The sequence below is a fragment of the Desemzia incerta genome, assembly GCF_900115825.1.
GTDB classification, from domain to species: Bacteria; Bacillota; Bacilli; order Lactobacillales; family Carnobacteriaceae; genus Desemzia; species Desemzia incerta.
Genome location: NZ_FOXW01000007.1, coordinates 43150 through 67807 on the forward strand (window position 1 = coordinate 43150; position 24658 = coordinate 67807).

The window sequence follows — 24658 nt, forward strand, 5'->3', positions numbered from 1 at the left end:
GATTGATAAGCAACTAAAAAAGCAACCATTCCCCTGATGAAAAAATTCGTCAGGGGAATGGTTGCTTTTTGTATCGTCAGTTCTGCAAACTGATTCATTAGTGATGACTAACTTTACACATTAGAATTGTTATCCTTGATATCCGATTTCTCTACGTCAGTCATCATCGATTGAGGTTTGTTTTGCCATTCCAAAAACTCCATTCGGTGACCGAAAAAAGCATATGTGTAGAAGCGACGAGCACCAGGAAGATTGTAATCTTCTTCAAACGGAATATTGTATTCTGTCAGACGATCCATCAATCCAACAATATTTGCTATTTCAAAGGCTGGATGGCCTCTTTTTCTGCGTGGAAATCTTTATCTAACCCCACGTGAAGAACATGTTTGCCCGTATCAAACCACAAACTTTCAAAGTGACTCAGTGATTCTGGTTTTTCAATCTCTTGGCATCCTAAAATCTCGGTAAAAAAGTGTCTGGTTTCTTTTTCTGTCCCTAATGGAGCAGTAATTTGAATATGGTCTAAACCTTTAAAAGAAAAATTCATTTTATCCATCTCCTTTCTATTTCATATTTTAATCCTACATGATTTGGGAACTTATTATAAGTATGCTTTACTCTTGAACCGTCTACACTCAATTACACATACTTCGATTTATACTGATTGAATCTGATTATGATACTAAGTACAAGAATGGATAAAAAATATCTCGAATTCGTAAAGTTTAACTTGCGTTTAATTTATTTTCATGACATAATGTAAGTAAGATAACAAAAAGTAAGTAAAGAGTTAGTGGGTTTCCCACAATTCATTACAAGAATGGGAGGAAACGCATTGGCAACAGAAAGCTTTATTACACGAATAAAGAATACTTTATTCAGTAACCAACAACAAACAATAGAAGAGGAGAACAAAATTATGAAAATCGGTATTATATCAGGAAGTGTACGTGAAGGGAACAATGCAGCAGCAGTATCACAATGGATCTTAGATTTTGCTAATAACAGAAACGACGAGGGTGTAGAATACGAACTAGTTTCTTTAGCAGATTATGATTTGCCGTTGTTAGGAGCTAAACTTCCTATTGAACGTCAAGAAGCTGCAGGTGCTGCTATTCAAGCTTGGTCAGAAAAAATAGCTTCATTTGACGGATATGTATTTGTTACTCCAGAGTACAACCACGCAGTAGGCGGCGCATTAAAAAATGCGATTGATTTCTTGAAGCCAGAAGTAGCTAATAAAGCAGCAGCATTAGTTGGATACGGTAGTTTAGGTGGAGCTCGTGCTCACGAAAACCTGCGTGTTATTTTAGGCGAATTAAGTGTAGCAACTGTTCGTACAACGACCAACTTCTCATTGATGACAGACTTTGAAAATATGAGTGTCTTCAAACCAAATGACTACAACAAAGTAAATGCTGAAGGTATGTTCAATGACTTACTGTTATGGACTAAAGCATTGAACACAATTAGATAATTTATTCTTAAAATAATTAAAAGAACATAAAACAGAGCTGTGTGCAGAATCTATTCTGACACAGCTCTGTTTTTATTAATGGGTAATCTGCTTAATTGTGAAAAAAATCTCATAAATAAAAAGCTCGAAAATAGAAATTGGAATAATGGAAAAAAACAAAAAAATCTTATTATTTCTAGCATGTAATACTGCGTAATCAGAATAAAAAAAATACTGGTACAGTTGTAAAAGGAAAAATTGAAAGGAGAATTGTTTTCTTAATCTAAATTATAAATGAGAAAACCAGTCAAATATTGTATTAACATTCAACTTGTGATAAATTTAACTTGTAATAATTAGTGAATATTTGAGCAAAAAGAAACGTTTATTGATTATCAAAAGAAGAGAGGTTGAGTTTGATGGAAGAAAGAGTAAAATATACGGGTAAAGATTATTTGAATAAAGTTTTAGGAGGCACGGCATCAGGTATTGTTATTGGGTTGATTGCTAATGCGATTTTAGGTTCTATTTTTACCGCACTTATTCCTTATGGTTCAATTTTTGCTTTGTTAGCAAATGTAGTCAAAATCATGCAATTTATTACACCAGCAATTATCGGCGTTCTCGTAGCTATGCAATTCAAAATGAATGGAATGGAAAGTGTCATCATCGGAGCAGCAACCTTTTTAGGTTCTGGAGCTTACCAAGTGACTGAAACTGGTGTCCAATTAGTGGGAATCGGAGATTTGATCAATGTGATGCTCATCTCAGCGATTGCTGTCTTTGTTACTCGTTTGCTGCAAGGTAAATTAGGGTCGTTGACACTGATTTTAATGCCGATCATCGTAGGAGCCGGCGTAGGAACTTTAGGGTTAGTGATGCTGCCTTATGTAGGGATGATCACTTCTTCAATAGGTAATTTGATCAACAGCTTTACGACTCTTCAACCGTTATTGATGGCTGTATTGATATCAGTCGCTTTCGCTATTTTGATTATTTCTCCTATTTCAACAGTCGCTATCGGAATCGCGATAGGAGTAGCAGGATTAGGCGCAGGTGCAGCAGCAGTCGGAGTGACAGCTTGTACAGCAATTTTGATCATTGGTTCTTTAAGAATCAATCAATCTGGGACAACCTTAGCTATCTTGCTGGGAGCTATGAAAATGATGATCCCCAACTTGATCAAATACCCTAAAATCATGATTCCGATCGTATTGAATGCTATCGTATCAGGTGCAGGAGTTTACTTCTTAACCATTCAAGGAACTCCTCAAACTGCTGGATTTGGTATCGTCGGATTAGTCGGACCCATTCAAGCGTATAACATGGGAACAAGTTTAATCAGTGTATTAGCGGCTTACTTTATCATTCCATTTGTCGGAGGCTTTATAATCGACTTTATATGTACCAAATTGCTGCATGTGTATGAAGACGAAATTTTCAAATTTATTCCAGCTTCAAATTAAAAACAATAAACTAATGAGTACAAACGGAGGAAATTCGATATGAAAATTGCTATTGCAGGTTCAGGAGCTTTAGGATGCGGGTTCGGGTATATGATGCAAAAGGGCGGTAATGAAGTAACGCTGCTTGATTTTTGGGAAGACCACATTCAAGCGATTCGTGAAAATGGACTTTCTATCACGGTTAATGGGAAAGAAGACAACATCACTATTCCAGTAGGTAAACCAGATGAATTCAATGAAACATTTGAGACGGTTTTTATCTTTACCAAATCAATGGGCTTAAGACATATGTTGGAAGCTATCAAACACTTATTAGACGAAAATACGAAAGTAGTTTGTTTGTTGAATGGACTGGGACATGCCAACACGATTTCTAAATACGTTCCTAAAAAAAATATCATCATGGGAACAACGGTATGGACAGGAGGACTGGACGCTCCAGGGAAAACGCACTTTATGGGTGAAGGTCCCGTAGAGGTTCAAAATTCCGACGAGAATGAAGAAGCGGCAGCTCGCCAAGTGGTGCAAATGATGGCGGATTGCGGATTAAACGGAGTATATAGTTCAAACGTTCACTTTACTACTTGGAGAAAAGCTTGTGTCAATGGAACAATGAATGCTTTGTGTTCTCTATTAGACTGTAATATCAAAGAATTGTTTGAGACTGCTCAAATCGATCAATTGAATCACAATATCGTATCCGAATTTTCACGCGTAGCTGAAACAGAAGGAGTCCAACTCGACGTGGAAGAAACGATCAATTACTTAAAAACTGTTGCGGAAAAAGTGGGAGGACACTACCCTTCAATGCATCAAGATCTTAAAAATAAACGTCCGACAGAAATCGACTTTTTAAATGGTGTTGTAGCTAAAGAGTCTGAAATAAATGGCTTTGAAGCTCCTTACAGCAAACAAATCACTCAATTGATCCATGCTAAAGAAGATATATTAGGTATCAAACGCTAAGCGAATAGACATCAGGCTGGTTAAGGATAAAACCTTGATCAGCCTGGATTTTTTTGCTTCTGGGAAGAAAGTTAGTATAATGGGTTGGAAACGTTTTTATTTATAGGAGGAAAAGAATGGATACATTAGCATTTTACGACATGACATTGACTTGGATAGACGGTGGAATCACTTCTATGGATGGAGGAGCTATGTTTGGTGTTGTGCCAAAGCCTTTATGGTCAAAAAAGTACCCGTATAACGAGAAAAATCAAATTGAATTGCCGACCGATGCAATTGTAGTCCAGTACCAAGGCAAAAACTATTTGATTGATGCCGGAGTAGGACAAGGAAAATTAAGTGAAAAACAACGGCGGAACTTCGGTGTGACGGAAGAAACGAAAATAGATGAAAGCTTGAAGGAACTAGGATTGACGGTGAACGATATTGATGTAGTGTTGATGACGCATATGCATTTTGACCACGCTGGCGGATTGACTCGTTTCGAGAATGGAGAGTTAGTCTCTACTTTTTCAAATGCTGTTATTTATGTGAATGACATAGAATGGGATGAATTGCGCAATCCAAATATTCGTTCGAAAAGTACGTATTGGAAAGAAAACTGGGAACCGATTCAAGAACAAGTTGTTACCTATCATGATCGGTTAGAAGTCGTACCAGGAATAGAAATGATCCATACAGGCGGTCACAGCGATGGACATGCGGTTATAAAACTGACCCAACAAGATGAAACATTACTGCATATGGCTGATATCATGCCGACACATGCCCATCAAAATCCTTTATGGGTGCTGGCGTATGATGATTATCCAATGACATCTGTTTTCAGCAAAGAAAAATGGATGAAAGAAGCATACGAAAATCAGTACAAATTTATTTTTTACCATGACGCTTATTATCGAATGATGCAATGGGATGAAACTGGAAAAGAAGTCATCGATTCTTTGAAACGAACCAAACCTGCTTATATCACATTTCCTGAATAAAAAAATGGTCCAAGCTCTCTTCTAAGAGAACTTGGACCATTTTTAGCTTAAAACAAAATATCGTTGGCGATCGTTTGATAAAACAGGGTTTTGACTTTGTCTGGATCGCTTTCTCTGCCGAGAGCCCACATCAATTTGCAGACCACGGATTCGGTCGTCATATCGTAAGCCTCTAACACACTGACTTTATTTTTCAGTTTGTTGCCGACTTTGTAGATTTCCATGTCGCTGCCTTCGTTAGGCACTTGTGTGGTCATCACAATAATTTTCCCGCGTTTCGTCCATTTCTTGATAACATCGTAGAAGCCGTATTCCGGAAATGAAGGAATGCCTCCAACACCGTAACTTTCAATGATAATAGCGTCTTTCTTAGATAACATAAAGTCTAAGATCTCGGCTTCTGCACCAGGGGTCAATTTGAACAAACCTACTTTTGGATTGATGGTTGGGTAAAATTCAGGCTGAGCAGCTGCGGGTTGTTGAATGTATTGAATCAAATGATTGTCTTGGATAATAGCGATATAGGGATAATTGATGCTGGAAAAAGCTTTGAAACTTTTGGAATGCGTTTTTCTAGCTCGTGTCCCCAAAATCACTTTCCCGTTGAATACGATTTGAACACCGCTGGCTTTATCGGATGATGCGTATAAAAAACTGTCGTACAAATTGGTTTTCGAATCGCTGATCTCCATATTGATCGGCTTTTGAGATCCTGTAATCACAATGGGTTTCGGCGAGTTTTGAATCATGTAAGACAAGGCAGATGCTGTATAAGCCATCGTATCTGTTCCATGTGTAACAACGAAACCGTCATACTGATCGTAGTTGTCTCGAATTGTTTCTGTTAATAAAGTCCAAATGTCAGGAGACATATTGGTGCTGTCTATGTTGCAAACTTCTAAAGTGCTCACTTCGCAAAATTTGGAAATATTCGGTATGTAATGCAAAATATCTGAGGAAGCCATTTGCGGTTCTAATCCATCTGCTGTCAATGCAGAAGCAATCGTTCCGCCGGTTCCAATCATTAAAATCCGTTTCATTTCTAGACTCCTTACATTGATTTGATTAGAGATACTTTATTATACCGCAAGTATTCCCTTTGAAAAAGAAGCGGAAAATAAAAAAAGATTTCTTGGTTGTAATCCAATCAGAATACTGCTACAATCATTTACAGCAAAGTCCTTTAATTTGATCCTGTGAGATCGAGAAGGGTAACAAATCGAATATATTTGATACCAGAGGTCCTTTTGCGAATAAAAAAATTCACATAGGGCATTTTTTTGTGCCCTGGAGAGGAAGTATGGTCATGGCTGTAGAACACAAGAAGTTATTATTGGATATTGAGGAGAAGCCTCCAGTAGCCAAAGGTTTATTACTAAGTCTTCAACATATTTTTGCAATGTTTGGAGCCACTATTTTAGTCCCGTTGATTTTAGGAATGCCAGTATCTGTAGCTCTACTTGCAAGTGGGGTCGGTACGCTGATTTATCAAGTCGCTACTAAGTCAAAAGTTCCGGTTTACCTAGGATCTTCATTTGCTTATATCACTGCAATGGCGGTTGCTATCCAGCAAATGGATGGAGACATCAGCGCTGCTCAAACAGGAGTCGTATTGGTCGGGTTGTTGTATGTTGTTGTAGCAGCTTTTGTTAAATTTTTGGGAACTAAGTGGATCGATAAATTATTGCCTCCAATCGTTATTGGACCAATGATCATGGTCATCGGTCTAGGCCTAGCGGGATCTGCAGTCACAAACGCAGGTTTTGTAGCAGGCGGAGACTTAAGGCATATTCTTGTAGCCATCAGCACGTTCTTGATTACAGCTTTTGTGAATACTAAAGGAAAAGGATTGTTTAAAATCATTCCTTTCTTGATTGGGATCATAGGAGGATACGTGATAGCATTAGTCTTAGGGCTAGTTGACTTCACGCCTGTTTTAGAAGCTAAGTGGGTTGAAATGCCAGGCTTGATCTTGCCATTTGCCACACCTTGGTTTGGAAACTATGAATTCTATCTTGGTCCGGAAACGCTAGCGATCCTGCCAGTAGCTTTAGTGACTATTTCTGAACACATTGGAGATCACACTGTTTTAGGCAAAATTACTCATAGAGAATTTTTGAAAGATCCTGGGTTATCCAGAACGTTGATCGGAGATGGAGTTGCAACAGCTGTTTCAGCCTTTATCGGCGGTCCGGCCAACACGACGTATGGAGAAAACACGGGTGTTATCGGTATGACCAGAATAGCTTCAGTGTCTGTCATTCGCAATGCAGCTCTAATAGCGATCGGGTTGAGTTTTTTCGGGAAGTTCACCGCGTTGATCTCTACGATTCCCACCGCAGTTCTTGGGGGCATGTCGATCTTGTTGTACGGCGTTATTGCAAGCAATGGCTTGAAAGTCTTGATTGAAGAGCAAGTAGATTTTGGAAAAGTCCGCAACTTGATCATTGCCAGCAGCATGATGGTTTTGGGGCTTGGCGGAGCAGTATTGGAAATCGGGACAGTCATTTCTTTTTCTGGGACAGCATTGAGCGCTATAGCGGGAATTCTTTTGAATTTGATCTTGCCGCAAGAAAGCGAATATGTACCAGAAGAAAATATGGAAACGAAACCGTCTAAAAAAATGGCTAGTGTACAAAAATTAAAGAATACAACCGTATAAAAAACAAAAAATAAACCCTGCTTAAGGAACTATCCTTTAAGCAGGGTTTATTTTTTATCAAGTTTCTACTATATTAAGTGTTTATTTTATTTAGAAGAATCGTCATTGTCTTCTGGTGAAGGAGGAACGACTGTGTCATGTCTTCCAGGACGATTTCCTCTTGTTAAGTGATCTGATTCAGTATTTCCTGTTGCTTCATCTGATGCAGATGATCCCATTGAACCGATATCTGTAGCAGGATCTATTGTTTCATCAGGTAAAAGATTTTCTTCTGTATCAGCCAAGTAGTTTGTATCAATAGAAGTATCTACTTCATCTTGATAATCATAATCTTCAGAGCTGTCCCCAGATAAATCATCTTCAGATAAAGAAGGTGTTCTAGCATTGCCTGGATTTTCATTAGGTGCATAATGAGAATTACGGCGTCTAGTATCCATATCGTCTTCGTTGTCTAAAATAGGAGGATAACTGGTAGGTTCTTCATCAGTAGGTTCAGATACATAGTGCTCTTCGTCAGCTACAGGGGGTGTACTGTTAGTGAAATCTGTCGCACCCGCTTCTTGCGAGAAATCATCTACTAAAAGGACGATTTTTCCGTCATCAATATCGTCTTTATACGGTTCTAAAACTTCTTCGTCTGCTTCATATCCATCATCATCGTTGGAAAAAACATCTTTGATTTTGTCCCATGTTGATTCGTCAGTATCAGCATGCTCCGTATTGATTTGAGTTTCTGCGGCATCAGCAAAACGGTCATGTGCCTCTTGGTTCGCGATCAATGTCAGTAAAGTTCTGTCATAACCTTGTCGCACTAGTTTTTCAATAGCCTCATTAGCTTCATCGATCGTTGAATAACTTCCTTGAACAAATTTTCCCATGATTCTTTCCTCCTTGAATTTTATCGAATAAGTTTCCTTTTTAACTGTGACTTCAGTGTAAAGAGATTTTTAGAAAACAGCAAAAGATATGCGTTGAGAAAACAAAATCAACGTAAAATAAAGAACGCGTGTTTTGTGATGTTGGACAAAGAGTGTTCATAATGTGCCGGTTAAAAATGAAGTAAGACTTGTAGGGGAATAACAGTCATGCTATTATAGGAAATAAATTGCAATTTTGGGGGGAATAACTATTACATGGACAGTGATAGTATAAGGTACATTATCTTTTTAGGGCTACTCATAGCAGCATCCGCATTCTTTTCTGCTTCTGAGACAGCTTACACGTCGTTGAACCGCATGCGTTTGAAAGAGTTAGCAGAAGATGGAGACAAGAAAGCTAAGTTAGCATTGTCTCTAGCAGACAATTACGACACTCTCTTATCTACTATTTTAGTAGGAAATAATATCGTAAATATTTTAGCTTCGTCTTTAGCCACTGTATTGTTTGTCACTTATTTTCCAGTAACTGGCGTAACCATCTCGACAATCGTCATGACAATCTTAGTGTTGATTTTTGGTGAAATTTCACCAAAGAGTATTGCTAAAGAAAGGCCTGAAGCATTCGCAGTGAATGCTGCTCCTTTTTTAAGGATCGGAATGGTAGTACTAACTCCAGTCAACTTTTTCTTTAAGTCGTGGAAAAAACTGTTAAACAAACTTTTTACTTTTGAGGCGAGTGACAGTATTAGCGAAAAGGAACTGCTTTTCTTGGTAGATGAGGCTCAAAATAGTGGTGGGATCGAAAATCATGAACACCAATTGATCCGGTCAGCCATTACGTTCAATGAATTGGAAGTTCAAGATATTTTAACGCCTCGTGTAGATGTTATTGGAACAGATGTGAACAGCAGTCTGGAAGAAATAGAAACGTTATTTTTGACAGAAGGCTATTCTAGAATAGTGTTGTATGATGACTCCATTGATAAAGTCGTTGGTGTGCTGCATCAGAAGGACTTTTATGCTTTTGTCAAAAACAATGCTGGTACCGAAATAAATCAATCGATTCAATCCATTGTCAAAGATGTCATTTGGACACCGGCCAATATGAAGATTTCTAAATTGTTGAAACAGTTGCAGTTGGAAAAAGCTCATTTGGCGATCGTGAGTGATGAATATGGCGGAACGATCGGTATAGTAACGTTGGAAGACATCCTGGAAGAGCTGGTAGGCGAGATTTGGGATGAGCATGATGAAGTTACCGAAGAAGTAGTGAAGATAGATGAATCTACTTACCGCATTGCAGCTTCTGCCAATCTAGATAAAGTATTAAGTTTATTTGGTATCGAAGAAGAGTTTATTTCCAATACCGTGAGCGGTTTTGTGATGGAGCAAATGGGTAAACTGCCTGATGAAGGAGATACATTCGTTTATCACAACCTTAAAATAACGGTCACCAAAGTAAGGTTTAGACGGATTCTTGAAACTTTCGTTGAGTTGATTCCTGAAACAGATGAAGAAGAACTCTTGTCTATGCCAGAATTGAGCGACCCGACCCTTTAATACCGATAAAGATTAAAAGCATGGATTTGAACCCTGTAGACTGGCAAAATAACTTTTTCTGCCAGCTTACAGGGTATTTTAAAGAGATCAAAAGGCATTAAAACAGATACATCTTCCCCGCAGAAAGCGCAAGAGAGCTTGACATGAAAGGGAAGTAATGGTAAATTGTGAGCGATACCCTAGGTTTTTAAGAAAGAATAGGTGAAAAGATTTGAGTGCAAAAAAAACAGCGTTGGCTTGCTCTATTTGTGGTTCTAGAAACTACACAGCTCGTGCAGGTGAAACAACTCGTGCAGAACGTTTAGAAGTTAAAAAATTCTGTAAATACTGTAACAAACATACGTTGCATCGTGAAACAAAATAATCAAGCAAGCTAAAGATAGTTTGGAGGGAATAAAGTGGGGAAAGTAAAAAACTTTTTTGGCGGTGTTCGTCAAGAAATGCGCCAAGTGACTTGGCCAACAGGAAAAGAATTGAGAAAATACACAGTTACTGTCTTTGGAGTAGTCATCTTATTTGCTATTTTCTTCTTTGTAGTTGATTTTGCCATCACATCATTACTGGATTTATTTATCTAAATTACATGCAGTGGTCAAGATATAACTAGCCTTAAGACTTGACTAATGGTATAATGAGCACAATAAAGCATTACGCAGAGCCTTCCTTATATGATGGAGAAGGTTTTTTTGTGTGTTTAAAAGAAAGTAAACCGGTAGAATGAACTTGACCCCAAAACCCATACAAGGAGTGTTAATAATGGAAGAATTAGAAACTGAAAAACAGTGGTATGTACTGCATACGTATTCTGGCTATGAAAATAAAGTAAAACAAAACATTGAATCCCGTGCAAACAGCATGAACATGGAAGATTACATTTATCGTGTGGTAGTTCCTGAAGAAGAAGAGCACGAAGTAAAAAACGGTAAAGAAAAAGTAAAAATGAAGAAAGTTTTCCCTGGATATGTATTAGTGGAAATGATCATGTCAGATGACTCTTGGTATGTGGTTCGTAACACTCCTGGTGTAACTGGGTTTGTTGGTTCACACGGAGCAGGAAGCAAACCAGCTCCATTATTGCCTGAAGAAGTGAAATCGATCTTGCGCAGCTTAGGAATGAGCACTCGCCACCAAGAATTGAACTTTGAAATCGGCGAAACGGTAACAATCATCGAAGGTGCCTTCAATGGTATGACCGGTCGAGTGACTGAAATCGAAGAAGAAAAAGGCAAGTTGAAAGTAAACGTAGAGATGTTTGGACGCGAAACAAGCACCGAACTAGAATTCGACCAAGTAGACAAACTATAAGAGAGCGAAGCAAGGCGTTTTGCTCCTCGAATATAAGTTTAAACCCCCAACAGTTAGGTGTTTTTCCTGACAGTTGGGGGTTAACTTATAGGCGCGTGAGCAGCCTTGTGCAGCTCGTTTAAAGAGAGCGGAGCAGAGCGTTAAGGATTCCGTAGAGTTCAGTTTCCGGTTTTTCATTGGGTATCTTCCCCAATAAAAACCGGAAATGAAATCATAGGAAGCCTGCTCTGCATAGCTCGTTTAGAAAAGCAGTATGCCTTCAGCCCCTGACCAGTTAGGTAAATAACTAACTGATCAGGAGCTATTTTGCTGCCAAATAATCTTTATTTAACCCTCTTTATATATGGAGCGAAGTAAAATTTGTGTTCCAATAAACGCAAATTTTCTTTCAAAAGGTAACGCAAAAACAAATTGCGTTACCTTTTGAAAGATGTTGAGAGAAAACCGGCATGCAAACTAAATTTGCGTGACGGTTTTTTGTATTTGATGTTAAAAATGGTACGCAAATCGTCCCCCAGGCGTCAAAACGTCAATTATCTAACACGAAGGAAAAAGAATTCTCTTCCAGAAGGCCGTTTTCAGTGAATCTGCGCTCTGTGAAGGTGACTTGGTTCTGTTGATCCACTAAAATCACAGTCGTCCCTACCGTCCCATACTCCTTTGTTCGAATAAAAACAGCCGATGCTGCTTCTTCAAACTCAACAGGGAGCCCAGTGTCCGGAAGTTCTTCTTTTTTAGCGGTCTCTGTGTCGGCAAACAAATCAAATAATTGTTCTGTGATGTCAGTTTGGCTGCCTTGCAACTGATTCAACCCGGCGGTGACTTTTTTGACTTTGGGCCATGGCGTATTCAAAGTAGCGTTGCTTAAGCCGTGAGTGCCCGATGAAATAGGCGATAAACTGCCGTCGAAGTTATTGTAATGAAGAAAGTGACCATCAAGTATGTTGCCGAAAATCAAGTTATACCCATCATATTGGTTTCTAGTTTCTACTAAATGAACAGCGTACTCGTCAGCTGTTTGGCTGCTGGTTAAGAAGTCTTTTACGAGAGCTCCGCGTGAAGTGATGAATGTTTTTTCTGATCCAGTATCAATCGAAGGGCCAACAGATGATTGCCGACAGTTCGTCAGTGCAGCGAATTTTCCTTGCTTAGTAATCCCGAGCCAAGTTCCTTTTTGCATTTCATCTCGTCCAGCCAACAGATCAGGATATTCTGGCCAATAGTGGGCACGTTGAGTAGGTCTAGAATAAGATTCGTCTCTATTTGCGGCGAAGATGAATTTATAGGTCTCGCTTTGTTGAAGTTGAAATCCGATATTGCACATAGTATCCTCCTTAGCAGAAGTAGTTGATAGAAACAGTATACCTTAATAGGAAAAGAGATGGCTGAAAACAGCCTTACTTTTTATGAGCAAATTTGCTATAAGAGTTTATGCTATACTAAACAGAAATCATTTCAAGGGGTGAAGCAGGATGAGAGACATTATATTGATTTTATCGGAAATTATGAATCAAATACACGATATTTTAATGGTTAGAGTCGGCATAAATATGACAGATAAACAACTGCACTTCTGGGTGATAGGGTTCATTGGTTTAGTGACTTTCCTTGTCGTATTTGTTTTAGTGAAATTGATCCAATTGTTAAAGTTCCATACAACGATTTTGTCGTTTATTTTTACATTTATAATGATGACGGTATTTGTATTTGCCATTGAGATCCAGCAAGCCGTATCGAACAGCGGAAATATGGAATTTGCGGATGCCATAGCGGGGTTATGGGGATTTATTGTCTTTTTTGCTGTTTATGCTGTGGTTGCTGGACTCTTGTATGGTATGTATCGAATGGCTCGAGGGAAGAAAACTGGGCGCAAAAAAGAAAAGTTGAAAAAAGACCGTTCAACTCCAATAGTTGAAAAGAATACAGCTGATTCCAAAGCTGAAATAAGACCAGAGCCAAACATCGACACGATGGATGAACAAAATGAGAAACCAATTCGCACTCGAACAGAAACAAGAAAACGAAAAGAATCTATCAGATAATAGTGAAGAATAGCGACACAAATTACAGGGTTTTTAACAAAAGATTCTGAAGAACCGGTTGACAAGCAGTGGTAAGTGTTCTATAATTCCATGGTACGTCTAGGCGTATGTACCAATGTGGGAGGGGAAATATTAACCCCATTCAACCACACCCGGACAAAATCAAGGAGGAATGTCTCGTGGCTAAAAAAGTTGTAAACGTAGTAAAATTGCAAATTCCTGCAGGAAAAGCAAGTCCAGCTCCACCCGTAGGTCCAGCTTTAGGTCAAGCACAAGTAAACATCATGGGATTCTGTAAAGAATTCAATGCACGTACAGCTGACCAAGCAGGTATGATTATTCCAGTTGTAATCTCTGTATATGAAGATCGTTCATTTACATTTGTTACAAAAACACCACCAGCTGCAATCTTATTGAAAAAAGCTGCAGGTGTTGAATCAGGTTCTGGTGAACCAAATACCAAAAAAGTTGCTACTGTTTCTCGTGACCAAGTTAGAGAAATCGCTGAAACAAAAATGGAAGACTTAAACGCTGCAAACGTTGAATCTGCAATGCGTATGGTCGAAGGTACTGCACGAAGCATGGGATTTGTCGTAAAAGACTAATCTGATTCGAAGCTTCTCAGTATCTCTTCTAGAAGCTTTGCTTCTCGAAGGATAAGTGGGAGGTTTAACCGTTATAACCACAATCAAGGAGGAAAATAAACATGGCTAAAAAGAGTAAAAAATTCTTAGCTGCTTTGGAAAAAGTAGACGCTACAAAAGCTTACTCAGTTGAAGAAGCTGTAGCTTTAGTAAAAGAACTTGACTACGCTAATTTCGACGCAACTATTGAAGTTGCTTACCGTCTTGGAGTTGACCCTAAAAAAGCTGACCAACAAATTCGTGGGGCAGTTGTTCTTCCAAACGGAACTGGTAAATCACAAAAAGTTTTAGTTTTTGCTAAAGGCGAAAAAGCTGCTGAAGCAGAAGCTGCAGGAGCAGATTACGTAGGTGAATCTGATCTTGTTCAAAAAATCAATGGTGGATGGATGGACTTCGACGTTGTCGTAGCAACTCCAGACATGATGGGTGAAGTTGGACGTCTTGGACGTGTCTTAGGACCTAAAGGATTAATGCCTAACCCTAAAACAGGAACTGTTACTATGGACGTAGCTAAAGCTATCAATGAAATCAAAGCTGGTAAAGTAACTTACCGTGTGGACAAACAAAGTAATTTGCATGCTCCAATCGGAAAAGTATCTTTCGGTGCTGACAAATTGATCGAAAACTTTAAAACTATCCAAGATACAGTGTTGAAAGCTAAACCTGCAACTGCTAAAGGGGTTTACATCAAAAATGTTACAATCACTTCAACATTTGGTCCTGGGGTAAAAGTTAACCCTCAATCATTCTAAAAACCAAAAAAGTTCTTGACCTAGGCGATGAGAATTGGTAAACTCGTCTAGGTTAAGAATAAATTGAATTATTACCGAAGACAGTAGGTGGCTTTTGCCTTAATTTCCTACCGAGGATGATATGTCGTGAATACACACTACACAATCTCTATGTCTACGGTGACATGGGATTTTTTATTTGTATAGGACTTTTTTGAAAAGTCTGAATGGAAAATTCCCGCCAATTGATCAGGAGGTGAAATGTTAATGAGTGAAGCAGCAATCGCTAAAAAACAAGAATTAGTAGATTTAGCTACAACAAAATTTAAAGATGCTGCCGCAGTAGTAGTAGTTGACTACCGTGGATTAACAGTTGAAGAAGTTACTGAATTACGTAAACAATTGCGTGACTCTGGAATCGAAATGCGTGTTATCAAAAACTCTATTTTATCTCGTGCAGCTAATGCAGCTGGACTTGAAGGAATGGACGACGTATTTAAAGGACCTACAGCTATCGCTTTCAGTAATGAAGATGTTGTTGCACCAGCAAAAATTATCGCTAATTTTGCTAAAGAAGCAGAAGCTTTAGAAATCAAAGGTGGAGTTATCAGTGGTAAAGTTTCTTCAGTAGAAGAAATCAACACACTTGCAACACTACCAGACCACAACGGTTTACTTTCTATGTTGCTATCTGTACTTCAAGCACCAATCCGCAACACTGCACTTGCAGTCAAAGCTGTTGCAGAACAAAAAGAAGAAGTTGCTTAAACCTAAGCGCTACTCTTTTAATGAACAAACAAGCAAGCTAATAAAAAACTAAAACATTATAATGGAGGAACTAACAATGGCATTAAACATTGAACAAATCGTTGCTGATTTGAAAGAATCAACAATCTTAGAATTAAACGACTTAGTAAAAGCAATTGAAGAAGAATTTGGCGTAACTGCTGCTGCTCCTGTAGCTGCTGCTGGTGGAGCTGGAGAATCTGCTGCTGCAGAACAAACAGAATTCACTGTTGAATTAACAGACGCTGGATCTGCTAAAATTAAAGTAATCAAAGCTGTTCGTGAAGCTACTGGCTTAGGCTTGAAAGAAGCTAAAGCATTAGTTGACGGAGCTCCTGCTGCAATCAAAGAAGGCGTATCTAAAGAAGACGCTGAAGCATTGAAAGAAGCTATCGAAGCTGCTGGCGGATCTGTAGAAGTTAAATAATTATTTTTTAAATAATTAACTATCCTTTACAACCAATTAAAAGGCTTGAGTCATTGCGACTCTAGCCTTTTTTATTTGCCCACTTTTGAGTATAATTAAAGAAGAGAGTGCAGCAAACCGTTTAGAAGACCGTAGAGTTCATCTTTTCCGTTTGCTTGGGTGTCTTTCCCAAGAAAAAGGAAAAGTGAAATCATAGGACTTCTGGTTTGCGGAACTCGTCTAAAGAAGAGAGCGGAGCATGGCGTTCAGCTTACTGGATATAAGAATACGGCTTATAGGCGCGTAAGTTGCTATGTGCAGCTCGTCTAGAGACCGGAGCAAACCGTTCCGTTAACTGAATTGGTAGATAAGTCTAAAATTTAGCGTTCACATAAAGACAGATAGAACGCATAAGCAAGGAGTGAGTAATCATGTCAGATCATTATTATACAAGCAACCCGCATGCGAAAAGCGAGGTCGTTTCTTGGGAATATACGTTAAGAGGAAATGAATTTCAGTTTACGACAGACTCAGGAGTATTCTCTAAAGCGACAGTTGATTTTGGCTCACGTTTATTGATTGAAACAGTCGACTTTAATGAATTGCCTGAAGGAGATTTGTTAGACGTAGGGTGCGGATATGGACCAATGGGGTTAGCTTTAGCGAAAGAAGATCCGAAACGCATCGTTGAAATGGTGGATGTAAATGAACGTGCAATCGGATTAGCGCAGCAAAATGCACAAAAAAACAACATTTCTAATGTTCTTATTCATACATCTAATATTTATGATGAAGTAAAAGGTACAGAATTGGCAGCTGTTTTTAGTAATCCTCCAATCCGTGCCGGAAAAAAAGTGGTGCATGAAATTTTGACCGGTGCATTTGAAAAATTGACAGTCGGCGGCATGTTGATGGTTGTCATCCAAAAGAAACAAGGTGCTCCAAGTGCAATGTCTAAAATGGAAGAAACCTTCGGCAATGCGGAAGTTGTGACCAAAGACAAAGGCTATTGGATTATAAAAAGTGTAAAAGAATAAAAGCATTCGTCCTTTGAGTAAGATTTTTATCTTGCGAGAGGGAGGAATGTTTTTTTATTGAAAAAGTTGTCGTTGTCCACTAAATAGACAAAATATAGAACAAAAATAGGCTTGACTATTTAAGTAGATAAGAGTAAAATCAATAGATGCAGTAGTATCTAAAAAAATAAGCTGTTGATTTGAAATATTGTCCAAATCAATGGGTTATGTATGCAAAACAAAAGAAAATGTGCTTTTTTTGAAAAAGTTACGGATCTTTTGGTTTTTTTTTGCCTAAAAACAGGGTAGGAATCGCCTTTTTCAGCAAGTTTTTCATTTGTAACACAAATGTAATATAAGGTGGCATACAGGAAGATACGAATAATCTTTTTAAGGGGTGAACAGGTTGGCAGGCCACTTAGTAAATTACGGTAAACACCGTACACGTAGAAGTTATGCACGTATCAATGAAGTTTTAGAACTGCCGAATCTGATTGAAATCCAATCAGACTCATATCAATGGTTCTTAGATGAAGGATTACGTGAAATGTTTAGAGATATTTCACCAATCGAAGACTTCGCAGGAAACTTATCACTAGAGTTTTTGGATTACACATTACAAGAACCAAAATACTCTGTTTCAGAAGCTCGTGCTCATGACGCAAATTATTCCGCACCTATATATGTAAAATTACGCTTGATCAACAAAGAAACTGGGGAAGTAAAAGACCAAGAAGTATTCTTTGGTGATTTCCCATTAATGACTGAAATGGGTACTTTTATTATCAATGGAGCTGAGCGTGTTATTGTTTCTCAATTAGTTCGCTCACCAGGTGTGTATTTCAACTTGAAGATTGATAAAAATGGCCGCGAAAGTTTCGGTTCTACATTGATCCCTAACCGTGGAGCTTGGTTAGAATTTGAAACAGATGCTAAAAACATTACGTATGTACGTATCGACCGTACGCGTAAAATTCCTTTGAGTGTACTTGTTCGTGCGTTAGGGTTCGGTTCTGATGATCAAATCTTAGACATTTTTGGTTCAAACGAATCATTGAACTTAACATTAGAAAAAGACATTCATAAAAATGCGAGCGACTCTCGTACAGAAGAAGCCCTTAAAGATGTATACGAACGACTACGTCCAGGTGAGCCGAAAACAGCTGACAGCTCAAGAAGCTTACTAACAGCTCGTTTCTTCGATCCAAAACGTTATGACTTGGCAGCAGTAGGTCGTTACAAAGTAAATAAAAAATTAAGCCTGAAAACTCGTTTGTTCAACCAAACAGTAGCAGAAACATTGATCGATTCTGAAACAGGAGAAATCATTGTAGAAGCTGGTACGCTATTAGACCGCGACCAAATGAACAAATTGGAAGAGCACTTGGACAATGGATTGAACAATGTTACTTTCTATCCAAGTGAAGATGGTGTAGTTCCAGAACCTATCACATTGCAAATCGTAAAAGTTTATTCTAAAGAAGATCCTGAACGCATTGTAAACGTGATTGGTAACGGAAATGTTTCAGAAGACCACAAACATGTGACTCCTGCAGATATCCTTGCATCAATGAGCTACTTCTTCAACTTGCAAGAAGGCATCGGCAACGTAGACGACATTGACCACTTAGGTAACCGTCGTATCCGTTCAGTTGGTGAATTGCTGCAAAACCAATACCGTATTGGTTTGTCTCGTATGGAACGTGTGGTTCGTGAACGTATGTCTATTCAAGATATGTCTACTGTAACACCACAACAATTGATCAATATTCGTCCAGTTGTAGCATCAATCAAAGAATTCTTTGGTTCTTCTCAATTGTCTCAATTCATGGACCAAACAAACCCATTAGGAGAGTTGACGCACAAACGTCGTTTATCTGCCTTAGGGCCCGGCGGTTTGACAAGAGACCGTGCTGGATACGAAGTTCGAGACGTTCACTATTCTCACTATGGCCGTATGTGTCCTATCGAGACTCCTGAAGGTCCCAACATCGGATTGATCAACAGTTTATCTAGTTTTGCTAAAGTAAACAAATTTGGTTTCATCGAAACACCGTACCGTCGTGTGGATCGTGAAACTGGAAAAGTAACAGAGCACATCGATTATTTAACAGCTGACGAAGAAGATAATTACGTTATCGCTCAAGCGAATGCTCCATTAAACGAAGATGGTACATTTACAAATGATATCGTTCTAGCTCGTTACAAAGATGAAAACTTAGAGATGTCTGTATCTCGTGTAGACTACATGGACGTTTCACCTAAACAAGTAGTTGCCGTTGCGACAGCATGTATTCCTTTCTTGGAAAACGATGACTCCAACCGTGCCTTGATGGGTGCCAACATGCAGCGTCAAGCTGTACCGTTGATCAAACCAGATGCTCCTTTAGTAGGAACTGGTATGGAACATGTAACTGCAAGAGACTCTGGAGCAGCTATGATTTGTAAGAATGACGGAATTGTTGAGTATGTAGATGCTGATCAAATCCGTGTTCGCCGCGACAATGGCGCTTTGGACAAATATTCAGTAATCAAATTCCAACGTTCTAACTCAGGTACTTCTTACAACCAAAATCCGATCGTTTCTAAAGGCGACCGTGTAGACAAAGGTGAAATTTTAGCTGATGGTCCATCAATGGATCAAGGTGAAATGGCACTTGGTCAAAACCCGGTAGTTGCTTTCATGACTTATGACGGATACAACTTTGAGGATGCTATCATCATGAGTGAACGTTTAGTAAAAGATGACGTTTATACTTCTATCCATATTGAAGAATATGAATCAGAAGCTCGTGATACAAAACTTGGACCTGAAGAAATCACTCGTGAACTTCCAAACGTCGGTGACGACGCATTGAAGAACTTGAACGAAATGGGTATTATCCGTATCGGTGCTGAAGTTAAAGATGGCGACTTGTTAGTAGGTAAAGTTACTCCTAAAGGGGTTACGGAATTATCTGCTGAAGAACGCTTGCTGCACGCGATCTTTGGAGAAAAAGCTCGTGAAGTCAGAGATACTTCATTACGCGTACCTCATGGTGGCGGCGGAATCGTTCATGATGTTAAGATCTTTACTCGTGAAGCCGGCGATGAATTATCACCAGGTGTAAATATGTTAGTTCGTGTTTATATCGTTCAAAAACGTAAAATCAACGTTGGGGATAAAATGGCTGGACGTCATGGTAATAAAGGGGTCGTTTCCCTGATCTTGCCTGAAGAAGATATGCCGTTCTTACCAGATGGTACACCAGTTGATATCATGTTGAATCCACTTGGGGTTCCTTCTCGTATGAATATTGGACAAGTATTTGAAACACATATGGGTATGGCTGCTCGTCGTTTAGGTATTCGTATCGCAACTCCAGTATTTGACGGAGTTCGTGAAGAAGACTTATGGGCTACTGTTAAAGAAGCCGGTATGGCAGCAGATGCTAAGACAGTATTGTATGATGGACGTACAGGTGAACCATTTGATAACCGTGTAACCGTTGGGGTTATGTACATGATCAAATTGGCTCACATGGTTGACGACAAATTACATGCTCGTTCTACTGGACCATACTCTCTTGTTACACAACAACCATTGGGTGGTAAAGCTCAATTCGGTGGACAACGTTTTGGTGAGATGGAAGTTTGGGCTCTTGAAGCTTATGGAGCTGCTTATACTTTACAAGAAATCTTAACGTACAAATCCGATGATGTTGTTGGACGTGTGAAAACATACGAAGCAATCGTTAAAGGTGAACCAATTCCGACTCCTGGTGTTCCTGAATCTTTCCGTGTATTAGTAAAAGAGTTGCAATCTCTTGGACTAGACATGAAAGTATTGGACGCACAAGACGAAGAAATTGAATTACGCGATATGGACGATGACGATGACATCGGTACTGTTGATGCGTTGAGCAAATACGCTGAAGAACAAGAAAGAGTTAGACAAGAACAAGAAACTGAATAAATGCGTAAGAGAGTTGGTTTCAAAGCCGAGACCAACTCTGCATCTTATTCAATTAAGTACGAAACAATTCGAGCAGTTAGGGCAGCTCAACAAATAAAGGGAGGTTGGCCCCTTGATAGACGTTAATAATTTTGAAAGTATGCAAATAGGTTTGGCTTCTTCTGATAAAATCCGCAGTTGGTCTTATGGTGAAGTTAAAAAACCGGAAACAATCAATTACCGGACGCTGAAACCTGAACGTGATGGTTTATTCTGCGAGCGCATCTTCGGCCCATCTAAAGACTGGGAATGTGCCTGTGGTAAATACAAACGTATCCGTTATAAAGGAATCGTTTGTGACCGTTGTGGTGTTGAAGTTACTCGTTCAAAAGTACGTCGTGAACGTATGGGACATATCGAGTTAGCAGCACCAGTAACACACATTTGGTACTTTAAAGGTATTCCAAGCAGAATGGGTCTTGTTTTAGACATGAGTCCTCGTGCTCTAGAAGAGATCATTTACTTTGCTTCTTATGTCGTTATTGAACCAGGCAACACACCGCTTGAAAAGAAACAATTGCTGACTGAAAGAGAATATCGCGAAAAACGTGCTCAATACGGCAACGAGTTTAAAGCCGGAATGGGTGCTGAAGCGATCAAACAATTGTTAGACGATGTAAACATTGAAAAAGAAGTAGCTGAATTAAAAGAAGATTTGACTACTGCAACAGGACAAAAGAGAACTCGTGCGATCCGTCGTTTAGACATCATGGAAGCTTTCAGCTTGTCCGGTAACGATCCTACATGGATGGTTATGGATGTTGTTCCAGTTATCCCTCCGGAAATTCGTCCGATGGTTCAATTGGAAGGTGGACGCTTTGCAACAAGTGACTTGAATGACTTGTACCGCCGAGTGATCAACCGTAACAACCGTTTGAAACGTTTATTAGACTTAAACGCACCAAACATCATTGTTCAAAATGAGAAACGTATGTTGCAAGAGGCAGTAGATGCGTTGATCGATAATGGTCGTCGTGGCCGTCCAGTTACTGGACCAGGTAACCGTCCACTAAAATCACTTTCTCACATGTTGAAAGGGAAACAAGGTCGTTTCCGTCAAAACTTGCTGGGTAAACGTGTTGACTATTCAGGTCGTTCAGTTATCGTTGTTGGTCCAACATTAAAAATGTACCAATGTGGATTGCCGAAAGAAATGGCTGTTGAATTGTTCAAACCTTTCGTAATGAAAGAATTAGTTGAACGCGGAATCGCGAACAACATCAAAAATGCTAAACGTAAAATCGAACGCCAAGATGAAGATATCTGGGATGTATTGGAAGAAGTTATCCGTGAACATCCAGTTCTATTGAACCGCGCACCGACATTGCATAGATTAGGGATTCAAGCATTTGAACCGATCTTAGTAGAAGGTAAAGCGATTCGTTTGCACCCATTAGTGTGTGAAGCTTATAACGCCGACTTTGATGGGGACCAAATGGCTGTCCACGTTCCATTAAGCGACGCTGCTCAAGCTGAAGCACGTATTTTAATGTTAGGTGCACAAAACATCTTGAACCCTAAAGATGGTAAACCAGTTGTTACACCATCTCAAGATATGGTTTTAGGTAACTACTACTTGACGATGGAAGAAGACGGTCGTGAAGGCGAAGGAATGGTATTTAGTAGTATCGAAGAAGCTGAAATGGCTTATCAACAAGGATATGTTCACTTGCACTCTAGAGTGGGTATCCAAGTTTCTGATATTAAAGACAAACCATTTACTGAATGGCAACGCGATAAAGTATTGATTACCACTGTTGGTAAATTAATCTTTAACCAAATCATGCCAGTAGAATTCCCTTACTTGAACGAACCAACACAAGTAAACTTAGAAGTCCAAACACCAGATAAATACTTCGTTGAATATGGAACAGACATTCCAGCATTTATTGCTGAACAAGAATTAGTTAAACCGTTCAAGAAGAAAAATCTTGGTAACATCATCGCTGAAGTATTCAAACGATTCAAAGTTGCTGAAACTTCAAAAATGTTGGACAGAATGAAAAACTTGGGCTACAAACACTCAACTAAATCTGGTATCACAGTAGGTATCGCCGATATCGCTGTGTTAAGAGAAAAAGAAGAAATTCTAGATGATGCTCATAAACAAGTTGAGAAAATTACTAAACAGTTCCGTCGTGGTTTGATCACTGACGAAGAACGTTACTCTAAAGTAATTGATGTCTGGAATGCTGCTAAAGACACTATCCAACAAAAATTAATGGAAGTGTTGGACGACAGAAACCCAATCTTTATGATGAGTGACTCTGGAGCCCGTGGTAACATCTCCAACTTTACTCAGTTAGCTGGTATGCGTGGATTGATGGCTGCTCCTAATGGACAAATCATGGAATTACCGATCACTTCGAACTTCCGTGAAGGTCTAAGCGTTATGGAAATGTTTATCTCTACCCATGGGGCTCGTAAAGGTATGACCGATACAGCCTTGAAGACAGCCGACTCTGGTTACTTGACTCGTCGTTTAGTTGACGTTGCTCAAGATGTTATTATTCGTGAGACTGACTGTCATACTGACCGCGGTTTAGTTGTTCGCGCTATTGTGAACGGCAACGAAGTTATCGAACCTCTTGAAGAGCGTTTGATTGGTCGTTACACGAACAAATCTGTTATTCACCCTGAAACTGGTGAAGTGATCGTTGGAAGAAACGAATTAATCACAGAACCATTATCAAAAGTTATTTTAGATGCTGGTATCGAAGAAGTAACAATCCGTTCTGCATTTACATGTAACACTCCTCATGGGGTATGTAAATACTGTTACGGACGCAACTTGGCTACTGGTAGCGAAGTTGAAGTTGGAGAAGCAGTTGGAACAATCGCCGCTCAATCAATCGGTGAGCCAGGTACTCAGTTAACAATGCGTACTTTCCATACTGGTGGGGTTGCCGGAGACGATATTACTCAAGGTCTTCCTCGTATCCAAGAGATCTTCGAAGCTCGTCATCCAAAAGGACGTGCAACAATTACTGAAGTTACCGGTGAAGTTATCTCTATTGAAGATAAACAAGCTGAGCGTATTAAAGAAGTAACGATCAAAGGTGCAACAGATACACGTACCTACACTGTTCCTTACACTTCTCGTATGCAAGTAGCTGAAGGAGATATCGTTCAACGTGGACAAGCCTTGATTCAAGGTTCTATTGATCCGAAAGAATTGATCGACATTAGTGATGTATTGACGGTCGAAAACTATATGTTAGCCGAAGTTCAAAAAGTATACCGTATGCAAGGGGTAGAAATTGGGGACAAACATATCGAAGTTATGGTTCGTCAAATGTTGCGTAAAGTTCGAGTTCTTGACCCAGGTGATACTGATCTATTGCCAGGTGCGAAAATCGATATCGCTGAATTTACAGAGAAAAATAAAGCAGTCTTAACGACTGGCGGTCTGCCAGCTACAAGTCGTCCTGTATTGCTTGGAATCACTAAAGCATCACTTGAAACAAACAGTTTCTTGTCTGCTGCATCATTCCAAGAAACAACTCGCGTCTTGACAGATGCTGCTATCCGCGGTAAACGTGACCCATTATTAGGATTGAAAGAAAATGTTATCATCGGTAAGATCATTCCAGCTGGTACAGGAATGCGTAAATACCGTAAGATGGATCCTAAAGGAATTGGCGTTGTAAGCGAAAATGTTTACAGCATCAATGATTTAGAAACAGAAACTCCTTCAGAATTTTAATGGATCATAAAAAGCCAAGCCAGTTAGACACCTAGTCTAGCGGCTTGGCTTTTT

At 39.3% G+C, this 24658-nt stretch carries 22 protein-coding genes and 1 other annotated feature; of the genes, 17 read left to right on the forward strand and 5 right to left on the reverse strand.

The genetic code is table 11. From position 1 onward, the window contains the following. Window positions 1-113: 113 nt before the first annotated feature. Together BM137_RS09180 and BM137_RS09185 are read right to left on the reverse strand one after the other, a co-directional pair. Window positions 114-299: a hypothetical protein gene (locus BM137_RS09180; RefSeq protein WP_143084251.1), complete on the reverse strand. Its 186-nt coding sequence runs from the start codon at window positions 297-299 to the stop codon at window positions 114-116. A 17-nt stretch (window positions 300-316) separates the two neighbouring features. Beyond that, the gene (locus BM137_RS09185) at window positions 317-547 is read right to left on the reverse strand and encodes a VOC family protein (RefSeq protein WP_092480872.1); all 231 of its coding nucleotides are present in this window, start codon (window positions 545-547) and stop codon (window positions 317-319) included. A gap of 288 nt (window positions 548-835) precedes the next feature. Here BM137_RS09185 and BM137_RS09190 point away from each other — a divergent pair, with 288 nt between their 5' ends. The 4 genes from BM137_RS09190 (at window position 836) to BM137_RS09205 (ending at window position 4874) form a co-directional block, all read left to right on the forward strand. After that, window positions 836-1477: an NADPH-dependent FMN reductase gene (locus BM137_RS09190; RefSeq protein WP_230524057.1), complete on the forward strand. Its 642-nt coding sequence runs from the start codon at window positions 836-838 to the stop codon at window positions 1475-1477. 398 nt (window positions 1478-1875) lie between these two features. After that, window positions 1876-2922, forward strand: a complete 1047-nt coding sequence (locus BM137_RS09195; protein WP_092480874.1) for a PTS sugar transporter subunit IIC — start codon at window positions 1876-1878, stop codon at window positions 2920-2922. 39 nt (window positions 2923-2961) lie between these two features. Continuing rightward, window positions 2962-3888, forward strand: a complete 927-nt coding sequence (locus BM137_RS09200) for a 2-dehydropantoate 2-reductase (RefSeq protein WP_092480875.1) — start codon at window positions 2962-2964, stop codon at window positions 3886-3888. 116 nt (window positions 3889-4004) lie between these two features. Further along, window positions 4005-4874, forward strand: a complete 870-nt coding sequence (locus tag BM137_RS09205; protein WP_092480876.1) for a YtnP family quorum-quenching lactonase — start codon at window positions 4005-4007, stop codon at window positions 4872-4874. A gap of 47 nt (window positions 4875-4921) precedes the next feature. Here BM137_RS09205 and BM137_RS09210 read toward each other — a convergent pair whose 3' ends face one another. Then, on the reverse strand, window positions 4922-5914 hold the full coding sequence (locus BM137_RS09210; protein ID WP_092480877.1) for an asparaginase: 993 nt from the start codon (window positions 5912-5914) through the stop codon (window positions 4922-4924). Window positions 5915-6180: 266 nt separating this feature from the next. Between BM137_RS09210 and BM137_RS09215 the strand changes: the two genes are divergently transcribed. Continuing rightward, window positions 6181-7536 (forward strand): uracil-xanthine permease family protein, encoded by a 1356-nt coding sequence (locus BM137_RS09215; protein WP_092480970.1) that lies wholly within the window; start codon window positions 6181-6183, stop codon window positions 7534-7536. A gap of 86 nt (window positions 7537-7622) precedes the next feature. Here the strand turns inward: BM137_RS09215 and BM137_RS09220 are convergent, their stop codons facing one another. Beyond that, window positions 7623-8414 carry a general stress protein gene (locus tag BM137_RS09220; RefSeq protein ID WP_092480878.1) on the reverse strand — a complete coding sequence of 264 codons (792 nt, stop codon included), beginning with the start codon at window positions 8412-8414 and terminating at the stop codon, window positions 7623-7625. Window positions 8415-8669: 255 nt separating this feature from the next. On the opposite strand from BM137_RS09220, the gene BM137_RS09225 reads away from it, so the two are divergent. The 4 genes from BM137_RS09225 to nusG all read left to right on the forward strand — a co-directional run bounded on the left by BM137_RS09225 (window position 8670) and on the right by nusG (window position 11279). Continuing rightward, window positions 8670-9974, forward strand: coding sequence for an HlyC/CorC family transporter (locus tag BM137_RS09225; RefSeq protein WP_092480879.1), 1305 nt, complete (start codon window positions 8670-8672; stop codon window positions 9972-9974). Window positions 9975-10185: 211 nt separating this feature from the next. Next, window positions 10186-10338, forward strand: a complete 153-nt coding sequence (rpmG, locus tag BM137_RS09230) for a 50S ribosomal protein L33 (protein WP_092480880.1) — start codon at window positions 10186-10188, stop codon at window positions 10336-10338. 34 nt (window positions 10339-10372) lie between these two features. Further along, on the forward strand, window positions 10373-10552 hold the full coding sequence (gene secE, locus BM137_RS09235) for a preprotein translocase subunit SecE (protein ID WP_092480881.1): 180 nt from the start codon (window positions 10373-10375) through the stop codon (window positions 10550-10552). A gap of 178 nt (window positions 10553-10730) precedes the next feature. Then, a complete protein-coding gene (gene nusG, locus BM137_RS09240; RefSeq protein WP_092480882.1) occupies window positions 10731-11279 on the forward strand; it encodes a transcription termination/antitermination protein NusG in 549 nt (182 codons plus the stop codon). A 529-nt stretch (window positions 11280-11808) separates the two neighbouring features. Here the strand turns inward: nusG and BM137_RS09245 are convergent. Continuing rightward, entirely contained in the window at window positions 11809-12603 is a 795-nt protein-coding gene (locus BM137_RS09245) for an NRDE family protein (protein WP_092480883.1), read from the reverse strand. 148 nt (window positions 12604-12751) lie between these two features. On the opposite strand from BM137_RS09245, the gene BM137_RS09250 reads away from it, so the two are divergent. From BM137_RS09250 to rpoC, 8 genes are all read left to right on the forward strand, one after another. After that, entirely contained in the window at window positions 12752-13321 is a 570-nt protein-coding gene (locus tag BM137_RS09250) for a hypothetical protein (RefSeq protein WP_092480884.1), read from the forward strand. A 179-nt stretch (window positions 13322-13500) separates the two neighbouring features. Beyond that, a complete protein-coding gene (gene rplK, locus BM137_RS09255; protein ID WP_143084252.1) occupies window positions 13501-13926 on the forward strand; it encodes a 50S ribosomal protein L11 in 426 nt (141 codons plus the stop codon). Window positions 13927-14027: 101 nt separating this feature from the next. Then, window positions 14028-14717: a 50S ribosomal protein L1 gene (rplA, locus tag BM137_RS09260; protein WP_092480886.1), complete on the forward strand. Its 690-nt coding sequence runs from the start codon at window positions 14028-14030 to the stop codon at window positions 14715-14717. A gap of 56 nt (window positions 14718-14773) precedes the next feature. Beyond that, window positions 14774-14903, forward strand: a sequence feature (ribosomal protein L10 leader region). A gap of 60 nt (window positions 14904-14963) precedes the next feature. Continuing rightward, the gene (gene rplJ / locus BM137_RS09265) at window positions 14964-15464 is read left to right on the forward strand and encodes a 50S ribosomal protein L10 (RefSeq protein ID WP_092480887.1); all 501 of its coding nucleotides are present in this window, start codon (window positions 14964-14966) and stop codon (window positions 15462-15464) included. A gap of 76 nt (window positions 15465-15540) precedes the next feature. Then, entirely contained in the window at window positions 15541-15909 is a 369-nt protein-coding gene (rplL, locus tag BM137_RS09270) for a 50S ribosomal protein L7/L12 (RefSeq protein WP_092480888.1), read from the forward strand. Window positions 15910-16319: 410 nt separating this feature from the next. Then, window positions 16320-16925: a class I SAM-dependent methyltransferase gene (locus tag BM137_RS09275; RefSeq protein WP_092480889.1), complete on the forward strand. Its 606-nt coding sequence runs from the start codon at window positions 16320-16322 to the stop codon at window positions 16923-16925. A 376-nt stretch (window positions 16926-17301) separates the two neighbouring features. Continuing rightward, window positions 17302-20859 (forward strand): DNA-directed RNA polymerase subunit beta, encoded by a 3558-nt coding sequence (gene rpoB, locus BM137_RS09280; protein WP_092480890.1) that lies wholly within the window; start codon window positions 17302-17304, stop codon window positions 20857-20859. Window positions 20860-20971: 112 nt separating this feature from the next. Continuing rightward, on the forward strand, window positions 20972-24604 hold the full coding sequence (rpoC, locus tag BM137_RS09285) for a DNA-directed RNA polymerase subunit beta' (protein ID WP_092480891.1): 3633 nt from the start codon (window positions 20972-20974) through the stop codon (window positions 24602-24604). The last annotated feature ends 54 nt before the right edge of the window (window positions 24605-24658 follow it).

What these genes read in the sequence shown, in the direction of transcription:
- nusG (WP_092480882.1), top strand. Translation starts at nt 10,731, where the DNA reads ATGGAAGAATTAGAAACTGAAAAACAGTGGTATGTACTGCATACGTAT.
- BM137_RS09220 (WP_092480878.1), bottom strand. Translation starts at nt 8,414, where the DNA reads ATGGGAAAATTTGTTCAAGGAAGTTATTCAACGATCGATGAAGCTAAT.
- BM137_RS09245 (WP_092480883.1), bottom strand. Translation starts at nt 12,603, where the DNA reads ATGTGCAATATCGGATTTCAACTTCAACAAAGCGAGACCTATAAATTC.
- BM137_RS09250 (WP_092480884.1), top strand. Translation starts at nt 12,752, where the DNA reads ATGAGAGACATTATATTGATTTTATCGGAAATTATGAATCAAATACAC.
- rplJ (WP_092480887.1), top strand. Translation starts at nt 14,964, where the DNA reads ATGAGTGAAGCAGCAATCGCTAAAAAACAAGAATTAGTAGATTTAGCT.
- BM137_RS09225 (WP_092480879.1), top strand. Translation starts at nt 8,670, where the DNA reads ATGGACAGTGATAGTATAAGGTACATTATCTTTTTAGGGCTACTCATA.
- BM137_RS09215 (WP_092480970.1), top strand. Translation starts at nt 6,181, where the DNA reads ATGGCTGTAGAACACAAGAAGTTATTATTGGATATTGAGGAGAAGCCT.
- BM137_RS09275 (WP_092480889.1), top strand. Translation starts at nt 16,320, where the DNA reads ATGTCAGATCATTATTATACAAGCAACCCGCATGCGAAAAGCGAGGTC.
- rplA (WP_092480886.1), top strand. Translation starts at nt 14,028, where the DNA reads ATGGCTAAAAAGAGTAAAAAATTCTTAGCTGCTTTGGAAAAAGTAGAC.
- BM137_RS09205 (WP_092480876.1), top strand. Translation starts at nt 4,005, where the DNA reads ATGGATACATTAGCATTTTACGACATGACATTGACTTGGATAGACGGT.
- rplL (WP_092480888.1), top strand. Translation starts at nt 15,541, where the DNA reads ATGGCATTAAACATTGAACAAATCGTTGCTGATTTGAAAGAATCAACA.
- BM137_RS09195 (WP_092480874.1), top strand. Translation starts at nt 1,876, where the DNA reads ATGGAAGAAAGAGTAAAATATACGGGTAAAGATTATTTGAATAAAGTT.
- BM137_RS09210 (WP_092480877.1), bottom strand. Translation starts at nt 5,914, where the DNA reads ATGAAACGGATTTTAATGATTGGAACCGGCGGAACGATTGCTTCTGCA.
- BM137_RS09180 (WP_143084251.1), bottom strand. Translation starts at nt 299, where the DNA reads ATGGATCGTCTGACAGAATACAATATTCCGTTTGAAGAAGATTACAAT.
- BM137_RS09185 (WP_092480872.1), bottom strand. Translation starts at nt 547, where the DNA reads ATGAATTTTTCTTTTAAAGGTTTAGACCATATTCAAATTACTGCTCCA.
- BM137_RS09200 (WP_092480875.1), top strand. Translation starts at nt 2,962, where the DNA reads ATGAAAATTGCTATTGCAGGTTCAGGAGCTTTAGGATGCGGGTTCGGG.